Source organism: Hylemonella gracilis str. Niagara R (assembly GCF_000600295.1).
Taxonomy (GTDB): domain Bacteria; phylum Pseudomonadota; class Gammaproteobacteria; order Burkholderiales; family Burkholderiaceae_C; genus Hylemonella; species Hylemonella gracilis_A.
In genome coordinates, this window is sequence record NZ_JEMG01000001.1 from 2,831,859 (window position 1) to 2,843,836 (window position 11,978).

An 11,978-nucleotide genomic window follows, 5' to 3' on the forward strand; every position below is an offset into this window, starting at 1 on the left:
ACAAGCAAGTGAACCGCTATTCATGACATGAACAACGAATAGGAAGAGCCCAGAAACTCAATGAACCACGGCTGGTTTCGCACCAAGACTCTGAAGTCGCGCTACATGCGGCGAAAAACATAGATCGCGTGAGTTAGCATCCACAGGCGTGAATTCAGAATGGATCCTGAATCTCGCGAAAGCAAACACCCAAGGGAAACACCAGTGAAAAACAAAGCTTCAATCGTCTTGCTCGCGACCATCTCCTTCATTCTTTCCGGTTGTGGTCTCTTCCGGCCCCCCGTCAACCCAGAGTTTGACAAGGAAAAATTTGCAAAAGGCGAGCAGAGCTACGTCGTCATTTCCGCTTCAAACAACGTCTCCACCTCCAACATTCCCGTCAGCAACATCTTCCTTTTTGAAAACGAGAACGGTAAAAAATTCGAGCTGTACGTCACCGGAACACAGGGTGTCATGGTTCCAGCGGGCAATTACCGGCTCAAAGAATATTGGCTGGCGGGCTCCAAAACCACAGGCAATGTGACCGTGGGCGTTGAACTGAATTTCTCACGCTACACCGAGGCCTCATTCACCGCCCCTGCCGGCAAAGCCATTTATCTTGGCAAGGTGGAAACCATCGTCACCAAGAACAAGACGAATGCCTTCAAGAGGGCCATGAACTTCAAGATCAATGTTGGCGACCTGGAATATGAAAGCACGGTCAAGGACGATTTCGCGGAAATGACGCCAGTAGCCAAGGCTGCATTCGAGCAAACGAGTGGTTTGACGCTTGAAAAAGGTGTTCTGAACTGGAGCAAGACGGATCCACGAAAGAAGCGCTAATCAGGCCACATCACCACGGACCCGGTTGACCTCGATTCGAGCATGAAAAAAAACGCACTGCCGCTGGCCGAGGTGCTGGGCTTCGAGGCCAGCGACAAGCGCATCGACATCCTGCGCCGCATCGGCCAGGTCGGATCGATTTCGGAGGCCGCACGCGGCGCGGGCGTGAGCTACAAGGCCGCCTGGCAGGCGCTGGAAACGCTGGGCAACCTCGCGGGTCTGCCCCTGGTCGAGAAAGTCGTGGGGGGCAGCGGCGGCGGCGGCGCTGCGCTGACCGCCGCGGGCCAGCGCGTGCTGCAGGCCGCCGATGCGCTGGCGCGCGCGCGCCAGCAGGCCCTGGCGAGTCTGGACAGCAAGGCGGGTGACGGCGCCGCCACGGGTGCGGCGTCCAGCCGCGCGGCTTCCGCGTTGCGCACCAGCATGCGCAACCAGTTCGCCTGCACGGTCGGCACCCTGCGCCCCGTGCAAGGCCAGGTGCGGGTGCAACTGCTGCTGGCGCGCGAGGGCGAGGCGCCGCTGGCCCTGCACGCGCGCATCACCCGTGAAAGCGCCCAGTTGCTGGGCCTGCGCCCGGGGCTGCCGGTGCTGGCGCTGTGCAAGGCCACGGCGGTGCGTGTGACGGGCCAGCCCGCGCGCGCACGAGCCGACGCGTTGGACGCCACCAATGTGTGGGCCGGCGTGGTGACACGCGCCTCGCGGGCTGCAGCGGGGGGTGAAGTCAGCCTGCGCCTGTCCGCCAAGTCTGGGGCTTCCGGCCCGCACATCGTGGGCTTCGCGGCGGCCGGCCACGGCCTGCGGGCGGGCCAAACGGCGACCATCGGCCTGGACGAGTCAGCCGTGGTGATCGCCGCCACTGACTAGACGCTTGCCGAGCGCTGGCTGAGTTGTCACGCAGAGGCGACCGAAAGGCGCTAACGCGGTTGGCGATCAGCGCTTACCCTGCTCACGCCGCCCCGCTCAAGGCCGCCGCGATGCCCACCGGTGCATCACCCACGGTGATCGTCGGCGTGCCGTGCCACTGGGCGCAGCGCCGCAGCGCCACACCGATGTCGCCGATCAGCCGCTGGCTGGTCCGCATGCCTGGCTCCAGGTACAAGGCCTTGACCTCGAACACGCCTTGCTTGCGATGCGCCTTGGCGTCCAGACGCCCCACCAGCTTGCCTCGGCTCAGGATGGGCAGCACGAAGTAGCCGTACTTGCGTTTCTCGGCCGGGGTGTAGCACTCCAGGCGGTAATCAAAGTCGAACAGCTCCACTGCCCGTTTGCGGTCCCACACCACGGGATCGAAGGGTGACAGCAAGGTGGACACGGTCGAGACCAAGTCACCGGCCTCGGCCTGCGCCAGCAGGGGCACCAGATCGGCGTGCACAAAGGCATCGTGCTTCCAGCCTTCGATGCGCACCGGCGTCAATTCCCCCTCGTCGGCCAGGGCGTGCAAGGCCGCGTCGTACTTACCCCGCTTGAGCCGGTAATAGTCAGCCACCCAGCCCGCCTTGACCAGGCCCAAGGCCTGGCAGGAGCGTCGCACCATGGCCGCTTGCGCCGCCTCGGGCGTGGGCAGGTCACGGCGATCGTCCCAATCGGGCAGCACGCGCTCAGCCAGGTCGTACACGCGCTGGAAGTTGCGGCGCTCGGCCACCATCAGGCGGCCGGTCGTGAACAACACTTCCAGGTGCCGTTTCTCGGGCTTCCAATCCCACCAGCCCGTGCCCTTGGCCGCGCCCTTGCGTTCGAAGTCGGCCGAGCGCACCGGCCCCTGCGCGCGAATGTGCGCCAGCAGGGCTTCGATGTCCTTGTGGTGCGTCTCCATCCAGCGCACGGAGAACTTCCAGCCCATGCCGGAAGGATCGAGCATGCGGTGGCGCAGCAGGCCGTAGTCGCGGGTCGGCACGAAGCAGGCTTCGTGCGCCCAGTACTCGTAAATGGCGCCCTCGGCCAGGGTCTGCTCCAGCCAAGCCGGATCGTAGGGCCCCAGGCGGCTGAACAGCACCAGGTAGGGACTGCGCGCCACCACCTGGATGGTGTCGATCTGCAGCAAGGCCATGCGCTCGATGGCGGCCAGCACATCCGCCTTCACCGCCTTCTTGCGGGGCGGCGTCAGCAGGCCCTGGGCGGCCAGGTGGAGCGCGCGGGCAGCGGCCAGCGAGAGATGCAGCGTCACGGCATCACCGCGCCGCCTGCACGCGGTTACGACCGGCCTGCTTGGCGGCGTACAAGGCCTGGTCGGCGTCGCGCACGAGCAGCTTCATGCTGTCCACGGCGCTGGAGCGAGCGGGCGCGGCCCCCTGCGAGCTTAGGTCGCGCGCCTCGGTCTGCAACTGGGCCACGCCCAGCGAGACCGTGATGTGCAGGGGCTGGGCGTCGTCCGTTTGAACCTGCATGGGGGCGGCGGCGATCGCCAGGCGGATGCGGTCCGCCGTCTCCACCCCGCCGTCGAGCGGGGTGTCGGGCAGCAGCAGCACGAACTCTTCGCCGCCGTAACGCGCGACCACATCGTTGCCGCGCAACTGGCCACGGATGATCTGCCCGACCTGGCGCAGCACGGCGTCGCCCGCCGGGTGCCCGTGGTTGTCGTTGATGCGCTTGAAGTGGTCCACGTCGAGCAGCAGGCAGACCAGGGGCTGACCGCTGCGTTGGGCGGCCTTGACTTCCTCCAGGCAACGCGATTCGAAGTAGCGCCGGTTGTGCACGCCGGTCAGCGCGTCCGTCAGGCCCACCAGCTTCAGGCGTTCGGCCACCAGGGCGTTGTCCAGGCAAATGGCCGCCAGGGCGGCCAGGCGCTCCAGGAAGTCGGTGCTGTTGCCCGCCGAGAAACGGGCCGCGTCACGGCTGCCCAGGTTCAGGCTGCCGATGCATTCGCCGCGGTGCAGCAAGGGCAGCAAGGCCGTGCTGCCCAAGCCCCGCACCGCCACCCCCTGGAACAAGGCGGCCTGGGCGGGCTCGGGGGAACCCAGCAGGGGGCGCCAGCCCCGCGCGTAGATTTGCTTGAGCAGTTGTCCACTGCCCAGGAGCAGCAGGCGGGCGAACCAGTCGGTGCGGGTGGTGGTATGCGTGGCAGGCTCCGAGCCCTGCGCCGGGGCGGTGGAGCGCGTGTCGGTAGTTGGGTCCGCGTCGGCGCCGGCCTCGTCCTCGTCGAGCGCGGCCTGCGTGGCCTCGCTCCACCCTTCGCTGAGCACGCGTGCTGCTTCGTATTCGGGGTCCACCAGGGCCAGGGTAACGGCGTCGAGTTCGAACAGCGCGCCAAAATCCACCAGCAGGGCCTGCACCAGCGCGGTCAAGGACGGCGCGGCGATCAACTGGCGCTCGATCTGGTCAAAACGGCGCAACTTGGCCTGGTTGAGGCGGGCTTCACTCAGCAGGCGGTCGAACTGCGTGCGCAGGCCGGACAGCTGCTCCTGCGCGCTGTCGAGTTGCTCGCGCAGGCGCATGTTCTCGCCGCGCAGCAGGTCCAGCGGCGAGCCCGACGCGCCGGCCACTTTGCCGGCACCCTCGCCGGGCTCGCCACCCGTTCCTAGCTCTTTCATCCCAAGATGGTACAGCGACACCATGCGGGGCAGATGTCAAGGTGCATCAAGAAGTACGACTGCGCGGACCCGGGGCCGGCCTGCCTTAGCATCGGCCCATGTCCATGTCCGCAGCCACGCCCACGAACACCCCACGCACCGCTGCAGCCCACCCGGCCCGCCTGCTCACGCCCTCGCTGCTGGGCTGGCTGGCGGGCATCGCCGCGCAACTGCAGCAAGGCACGCTGTGGCCCTGGGTCAGCTACGTCCTGCTGGCGGTCTCTGGCCTGGCCTTACTGACGGCCAGCCTGCGCAGCCTGAGAACGCTCCCCGCCGTCGCCACGCCAGCCCCGCCCCGGGCCGGGACCGTCCCGCCCTTCGCCGCGCCCCTGCTGGCCCTGCTCGCCGCCGCCTTGCTGGCCTACGCCAGCACTGGGCTGCGTGCCCTGCGCTTGCAGGAGCAGGCGTTGAGCCCGGCGCTGGAAGGCCGCGACCTGACGCTCACGGGCCGCATCGCCGCAATGCCGCAACGCACGGACAACGGCACGCGCTTTCTGTTCGAGGTCGAATCGGCCCAGCTGTTTGAAGCAGGCCGCGCCGTCCCCCTGCCTCCAACCCTGCGCGTGCCCGAGCGGCTGATGCTGAGCTGGTACGGCGCCTGGCGCGACGACAACGGCGCCCTGCTGGAACCCTTCATCCAGGCCCCCGATCTGCAGGCGGGCGAACGTTGGCGCTTCAACACGCGACTGCGCGCGGTGCACGGCGCGCGCAATCCGCACGGTTTCGACTACGAGCTGTGGATGTGGGAACAAGGCCTGCAAGCCAGCGGCTACGTGCGCACGACGCGCCGCGACCCGGTACCGGCCCTGCTGACCCCCAGCCCGGCCTGGTGGAGCAGTCCCCAGGGCATCGAACAGGCGCGCCAGCAGGTGCGTGACGCCATCGTGCGGCGCGCGCCGGCCTACACACCGGTGCTGCCGCTGAGTCGCCCGGCCACCGCCGCCGCCCGAACCCCGGCCGAGTTCGAGCCCCCGGCGACACGGCCCAGCGAAATGACTGCCCTGCTCCCGGCCACGGACTTCGCATCGGAACCAACGCAGGACCGCGCCGAGGCCATGAACCGACGCAATGCCTACGGCGTCGTGGCTGCGCTGGTCACCGGCGACCAGCAGGCCATCACCCGTGCCGACTGGGACGTGTTCCGCGCGACCGGCGTGGCGCACCTGATGAGCATTTCCGGCCTGCACATCACCCTGTTCGCCTGGCTGGCCGCCGGCGTGGTGGGTGCGCTGTGGCGTCATACGCCCCTGCTGGGCACGCAGTTGTGCCTGCGCTGGCCCGCCTCGCAAGCCGGTCTGCTGGGGGGCCTGCTGCTGGCGACCGCCTACGCGCTCTTCAGCGGCTGGGGCGTGCCGGCGCAGCGCACCGTGCTGATGCTGGCCGTGGTCACGCTGCTGCGCCTGAGCGGCAGGCGCTGGCCCTGGCCTCAGCTCTGGCTGGCGGCGGCGGCCATCGTGCTGGCCGTCAGCCCCTGGGCCTGGCTGCAAGCGGGCTTCTGGCTGAGCTTCGTGGCCGTGGGCGTGTTGTTCGCCAACGGTCGCCCGGACGACGCGCTTGCACGGTCCACGCGGGACGCTGGCGCATCGGGCGGCCACAAGTTGATGGCGCTGGGCGCACGCGTCTTGCGATCCTTGTGGCGCCTGGTGCGCGAGCAAGGCGTGGTCACGCTGGCGCTGGCGCCACTGACCCTGCTGTTCTTCGGCCAGATGTCGCTGGTGAGCCTGCTGGCCAACCTGGTCGCCATTCCCTGGGTGACGCTGGTCGTGACGCCGCTGGCGCTGCTGGGCAGTCTGGGCGTGGCGGCCGAAGCACTGGCCGTCCACACTGCGCTGCTGTGGGACGCCGCAGCCTGGGCGGTGCAAGGGCTCAACAGCTGGCTGGCCAGCTTGGCGCTATGGCCGCTGGCGACCTACAGCGCACCCCGGGCGCCGATCTGGGGCGCGCTGGCTGCGGCGGCGGGCGGCCTCTTGCTGGTGCTGCGCTTGCCCTGGAGCCTGCGCCTCGCGGGGGTGCCGCTGTTGCTGCCGGTGCTGCTGTGGCAGCCGCCCACGCCCGCGCCCGGCCAGTTCGAGCTGCTGGCCGCAGACGTGGGCCAAGGCCAGGCCGTGCTGGTGCGCACCGCGCGCCACGCCCTGCTCTATGACGCGGGGCCGCGCTACACCAGCGAAAGCGACGCAGGCGAGCGCGTGCTCGTGCCCTTGCTGCGCGGCCTGGGCGTGCACCTGGACGCGCTGCTGCTGAGCCACCGCGACGCGGACCACGCTGGCGGCGCGCCCGCCGTGATGGCGGCGCATCCACGGGCGGTGCTGCTCAGTTCCCTCGACCCCGGGCACGAGCTGCGCGCCGGACGCCAGGCGCTGCGCTGCGAGGCGGGTCAATCCTGGGAATGGGATGGCGTGCGTTTCGACATCCTGCATCCGCGCGCAGTGGACTATGGCTTGATCGCCGGACGCACGCCCCGCGCCAACACCCTGTCCTGCGTGCTGCGCGTGCGCGCCGCCACGACCGGATCAGGCGCGAGACCGCAGACGGCCTTGCTGGTCGGTGACATCGAACGCATGCAGGAGCTGCGGCTCGCGGCCCAAGCGGCTCAAGAGCCGGACTGGCTGGCGGCGGACCTGCTGCTCGTGCCGCACCATGGCAGCAAGACTTCCAGTTCCGAGGTCTTCCTCGACGCCGTGGCCCCGCGCATCGCCCTGGTCCAGGCGGGCTACCGCAACCGCTACGGCCATCCGGCGCCGGAGGTGCTGACGCGTTATGGCGCGCGCGGCATCACCGTTTACGACAGCCCACGCTGCGGCGCGGCCCACTGGCGCTCCGACCAACCCAGACAGCTGCGTTGCGAACGGGTGGCCGATCCGCGCTACTGGCAGCACCGCTTCTGAAAAAAGTTTGCGGCAGATCAAATCGACGAGCTGGAAAATGGCCGACGATGCCCCCAAACCGGCCAATACGACCCACAATGGCCGGGTCGTTGTCCGACACACCCTCGAAAGGAGCTCTCATGTACCAGCGCATCCTCGTTGCCACCGACGGCAGCACCCTGTCGAAAAAAGCCGTGACGCACGCGATCGGCCTGGCCAAGCTCAGCGGCGCGGAACTGGTCGCGCTCAAGGTCGTGCCGCGTTATCCCCAGTCGTATTACGAAGGTGGGTTGATGCTGCCGGCCACCGACATTGCCAAGATCGAGAAGCAATGGGCGGCGCAGGCGCAGGGCGTGGTGGACGCGGTGGTGAAATCCGCCAGCGCCAAGGGGGTGACGGCCAAGGGCCAAGTCGTCAAGGCCGAACTGGTCAGCGAAGCCATCATCGCCTCCGCGAAGAAGCACAAGGTCAGCCTGATCGTGATGGCCTCGCACGGCCGCAAGGGCCTCAAGCGCCTGCTGCTGGGCAGCGAGACGCAGCAGGTGCTGACGCACTCGGCGGTGCCGGTACTGGTCTTGCGCTGAGCGCGATGGGGGGCCGCGGCGGCCCCCAGAACATTCCCGCCTTCCTGCTCGCGCAGATACGGTCTTGCCCCGCAGTGAATGACAGGGCAAGACCGAGCTGATGGTGGCCAGGGCTAGAGCAGCGCCAGCAGGCGTTCGGTGTGCCGGTGTTTCCCCATCGCGTGGATGAAGTTCGCCGTCTCCTGCGCCACGCTGTGAGGGGCGGACAGGATCACGCCCGGATCGGGAGCACCACCCGGCAGAAACATGCGGATGCCCGCCTGTTCCAGCAGGACTTCGGCCAGCCCCAGCACCAGCAATGTCTTTCCATGGTTGTGGTGGGAGTGGATGAAGTCCTGAACCGCCTGAGTCTGGCTCATTGCCGCCACCCCGGTTTCACCATCGGCCAGGACCAGGGCATCGAACAACGCGGGCGAGCTGTTTTCGTAGGTCCCCGTGGCCTGCAATGCGGTGTCGTCGGATGTGGCGACCTCGCCCAAGCGCTTGGCGATGATGCAGGGCACGGCATCGGCGGCTTTCAGGGCCTGCACCACCGTGGCGACAGAAGTACCGAGCACACCATCGGCCACCAGGATCGCCACCTTGCGCGTGCGTATGCCGCCGTCCCCCGGCAATGCCGTGAGCGACAGCGCCGGGGAATGGGCCACCTCCGGCTTGGGCGCGCGAGGGAGCGCGCGCGCCAGCGCGGCAGGCAGTTTCATGCCCAGCCCCTGGGCCACCGTGCCAGCCAGATCGCGTGACACGTTCACCAGCGACGCCACCATGCGCTCCTGGATGGCCGGAACCGTGAGCTTGCTCAGTTCGAAACGGAAGCCGGCGGCGATGTGGGCCTGCTCCAGTGGTGTCTGGCTGTCCCAGAACAAGGTGGCCTGACTGTAGTGATCGGAGAACTTCTCGGGCTTGCCGCGCACCTTGTCGTCCTGCACGGCTTGCGGAAACGATGCAAAGCCGGCGGCACCCGCCTGGAACGGACAGCCTCCACCCAGCGAGTTGGGCTCGTAAGCAACCCGGCCCGTGGGTACCGCCATGCGGTGCAGGCCGTCGCGCTGGTTGTTGTGGATGGGCACCTTGGGCGCGTTGATGGGCAGCTCATGGAAGTTCACACCACCCAGGCGCGAGATCTGCGTGTCGATGTAGGAGTGAATGCGCCCCGCGAGCAGCGGATCGTTGCTGAAATCGATGCCGGGAATGACGTGCGCGGCGCAGAACGCCACTTGCTCCGTCTCCGCGAAAAAGTTGTCGGGGTTGCGATTGAGCACCATGCGCCCCACCGGCGTGACCGGCACCAACTCTTCGGGGATCAATTTGGTCGCGTCGAGCACATCAAAGCTGAAAGCTTCCGCCTGGGCCTCGGTGAACACCTGCAGGCCCAGCTCCCATTCCGGAAATTCTCCGGCCTCGATCGCTTCCCACAGGTCGCGGCGATGGAAGTCCGAGTCGGCGCCAGCGAGGACGACCGCCTCGTCCCACACCAGGGCATGGGTACCCAGCAGAGGCTTCCAGTGGAACTTGACGAAATGCGACTTCCCCAGCGCGTTCACCAGCCTGAAGGTGTGCACGCCAAAGCCCTGCATCATGCGCAGGCTGCGCGGAATGCCGCGGTCGGACATGACCCACATCAGGGTGTGCGTGGTCTCCGGGCTCAGGGAGGCAAAGTCCCAGAAGGTATCGTGCGCCGACGCCGCCTGGGGCATGCCATGGTGGGGCTCGGGCTTGACGGCATGAATCAGGTCAGGGAACTTCATGGCGTCCTGGATGAAGAACACCGGGATGTTGTTGCCCACCAGGTCCCAGTTGCCTTCGTCGGTGTAGAACTTGACCGCGAAGCCCCGCACATCGCGGGCCGTGTCCGCGGAGCCTCGCTCCCCGGCCACGGTGGAAAAGCGCGCGAACACCGGCGTGATCTTTCCGGCCTCCCGGAACGGGGCGGCTCGCGTGAGATCGGGCAAGGCCTTGTACGCCTCGAAATAGCCGTGGGCGGCGGAGCCCCGCGCATGGACGATGCGCTCAGGAATGCGCTCATGGTCAAAGTGCGTGATTTTTTCGCGCAGGATGAAGTCTTCCAGCAGGACCGGCCCGCGCAGCCCCGCCTTGAGCGAGTTCTGGTTGTCGCCGATCGGCACCCCCTGGTTGGTCACGAGGACGGTGTGCGCTGCGGGGTCCGCCGTGGCCTCCGGCTTGCGGGAAGGAGATGCAGAGGACTTGGTGGTGTTGGTCATGGCAGTGCCCTGGCTCAGCCCGCCGCAGCCAGCAGTTGAGCCTTGCGCGTGTGCATCTGGGCTCCCAGCTTCTGCATGTCGATGTCCATGCCGCGCACCTTTGGAAACATGTCGCCCTGCTCTTCCTTGACATGGTGCTTCACGTACTCCGACAGCACCTTGACCTTGGCATCGAACATCTCGCCATCGGGTTCCGCGCCTTCTATTTCGCCGATCAGGCGCTTGATCCCGGTGTGCTCGACCACGGCCTCCGGCACGAGCAGCTTGTCCTTCAAGGCATTCTTGATGGCGGGGTAGAAGAGTTCCTCTTCGATCTGCGTGTGCACGTTGAGGGCAGCGCAGATGCGGGACACCAGGGCCTTCTTCTGCAAATTGGTGTGCGGCTTTTCATAGTCCGCGAACAAGGCGCTGACCTCCGCGTGGTCCGCCCTCAGCAGGGCGATGGCGTCCTGAGAGCCGGTCCCGGCCTGGGCTGGCGTGCGTGAGGGTGCGGTCGTTTTCTTGGAAGCAATCATGGGAGATCCTTGGAACAATGAATCGGTGTTGGGGTGGAAGAGCGGGCCTGTGGGTACAGGGACCCGCTCTGTCAGACGATCGGTTCAGCGCAGGTTCAGCGCACGAACAGGGCAATCAAAATGATGATGGGGATCGGAATCCCGAGGAAGAACAAGAGCAGCGAGCGCATGGGATCTCCTGGTTGAAGAAGTGTTCCGGGGGCGTCAGTTGTCGCGCTGCCAGCCGCCCAGGGTCGCGGCCCAGCTGGCGGCAAATGCACCGATCAGCAAGGTCCCGAACAACCACAACGCGGCATAGGCGGACACCTTGCGCGCCTGGTCCGTCGCCTCTCGGGCTGCAATCTCGACCTCGTTCAGGCGTGACTGGGCCTGGGCGTAGCTGGTGCTCACGCGTTTTTCCGCTTCCGCTTGCGACAGCCCCGTGCGTTGGGCGACCATCTGGGCCAGGTAGCGCAGATCTTCCGGTGGCAGGGGCTGTGTGCGGCTCGCGTTCATGAAGATGCGCGCCGCCTCCCCCAGTTCGGAATTGCTGGCACGCGCACCAGCGTCCGGTGCGGGTGATTCGGCGGTGCTTGCCGTGGATGCGGCCAGATCACGCCGGAACAGGGTGTCGATGAAATAGCGCAGCGAGGCCTCACCCGCATCGGCTGGACCCCGTGCGCCCACGGTCGCCTCCACCGCCATGGCGCTGGCACCACCGACGGCGGACGCGGCCGTTTGCGCACCACTGCCCAGAATCGAAGCAATGGTGGACGTGAGCAATGCGGCGGTCGCCAGCGATGCCACGGCCCAGGACAGGAATCCGTGCGCGGTGTCACGGAAATAGACCTCGTCCCGGTGCACGCCGGTCCAGCGGACACGCAGGCGACCAGCCAGGTAGCCGCCGAGTGCAGATGCCAGCAACTGCGTCAAGGTCAGCCAGACAATGGTCGACACACCAAAAGTGTCGGCTTGAATGCCCGCTCCGGACCAGGGCGAAACGGAGGACAGACCCAGGCCCACGCCGAGGATCAGAAGAATGAGCGACAACGCCGCTGCCGCAGCCCCCCCGGCCACGATGGCGCCCCAGGAAATGGCGCTGCAGGCCTGCAGGCGATCAACCGGGTCGTCGCCGCTTTTGTCGCGGACGTAGGGATATTTTTCGCCCGGAAGCGCTGTGGAAGTGGCCATGGAAAGTCCGATCCTTGAATTGCAGAAAGCGACATGAGAACGGTGGTCCGCACGACGACGAAACCGGACCTTAGTGCCACGGCACGCATCTGTATGTGGGAAAACGCACGTTCCGCGGCATGTGGCTGCAAATAAGGTGGACTGCATGCGAGCGCGTTGCCGCGCTGCCGCGCCTCCATGGCCCGCGATGCACCCAGGCCTGACGCCTCGAAAAAATCGACGGCGAGCGGATGGGTTTGGC

The 11,978-nt window shown here is 67.0% G+C and carries 9 protein-coding genes; 4 read left to right on the forward strand and 5 right to left on the reverse strand.

Annotated elements, in window-relative coordinates; translation table 11 throughout:
* Positions 1-204: 204 nt before the first annotated feature.
* Together AZ34_RS12975 and AZ34_RS12980 are read left to right on the forward strand one after the other, a co-directional pair.
* Positions 205-822, forward strand: a complete 618-nt coding sequence (locus AZ34_RS12975) for a hypothetical protein (protein ID WP_035608706.1) — start codon at positions 205-207, stop codon at positions 820-822.
* Positions 823-864: 42 nt separating this feature from the next.
* Positions 865-1,683, forward strand: a complete 819-nt coding sequence (locus AZ34_RS12980) for a TOBE domain-containing protein (RefSeq protein WP_035608710.1) — start codon at positions 865-867, stop codon at positions 1,681-1,683.
* 82 nt (positions 1,684-1,765) lie between these two features.
* Here the strand turns inward: AZ34_RS12980 and AZ34_RS12985 are convergent, their stop codons facing one another.
* Positions 1,766-2,983, reverse strand: a complete 1,218-nt coding sequence (locus AZ34_RS12985) for a winged helix-turn-helix domain-containing protein (protein ID WP_035608713.1) — start codon at positions 2,981-2,983, stop codon at positions 1,766-1,768.
* Between the two features lie 4 nt (positions 2,984-2,987).
* Entirely contained in the window at positions 2,988-4,346 is a 1,359-nt protein-coding gene (locus AZ34_RS12990; protein WP_155831813.1) for a sensor domain-containing diguanylate cyclase, read from the reverse strand.
* A 98-nt stretch (positions 4,347-4,444) separates the two neighbouring features.
* On the opposite strand from AZ34_RS12990, the gene AZ34_RS12995 reads away from it, so the two are divergent.
* Positions 4,445-7,270 (forward strand): DNA internalization-related competence protein ComEC/Rec2, encoded by a 2,826-nt coding sequence (locus AZ34_RS12995; RefSeq protein WP_155831814.1) that lies wholly within the window; start codon positions 4,445-4,447, stop codon positions 7,268-7,270.
* A 119-nt stretch (positions 7,271-7,389) separates the two neighbouring features.
* Complete coding sequence (locus AZ34_RS13000) at positions 7,390-7,833, forward strand: universal stress protein (RefSeq protein WP_035608726.1); 444 nt, start codon at positions 7,390-7,392, stop codon at positions 7,831-7,833.
* A gap of 113 nt (positions 7,834-7,946) precedes the next feature.
* Here AZ34_RS13000 and AZ34_RS13005 read toward each other — a convergent pair whose 3' ends face one another.
* The 3 genes from AZ34_RS13005 to AZ34_RS13015 all read right to left on the reverse strand — a co-directional run bounded on the left by AZ34_RS13005 (position 7,947) and on the right by AZ34_RS13015 (position 11,737).
* Complete coding sequence (locus AZ34_RS13005; protein ID WP_081767211.1) at positions 7,947-10,052, reverse strand: catalase; 2,106 nt, start codon at positions 10,050-10,052, stop codon at positions 7,947-7,949.
* Between the two features lie 14 nt (positions 10,053-10,066).
* Entirely contained in the window at positions 10,067-10,567 is a 501-nt protein-coding gene (locus AZ34_RS13010) for a hemerythrin domain-containing protein (RefSeq protein ID WP_051509809.1), read from the reverse strand.
* A gap of 204 nt (positions 10,568-10,771) precedes the next feature.
* Positions 10,772-11,737: a hypothetical protein gene (locus AZ34_RS13015; protein WP_081767212.1), complete on the reverse strand. Its 966-nt coding sequence runs from the start codon at positions 11,735-11,737 to the stop codon at positions 10,772-10,774.
* Positions 11,738-11,978 lie beyond the last annotated feature (241 nt).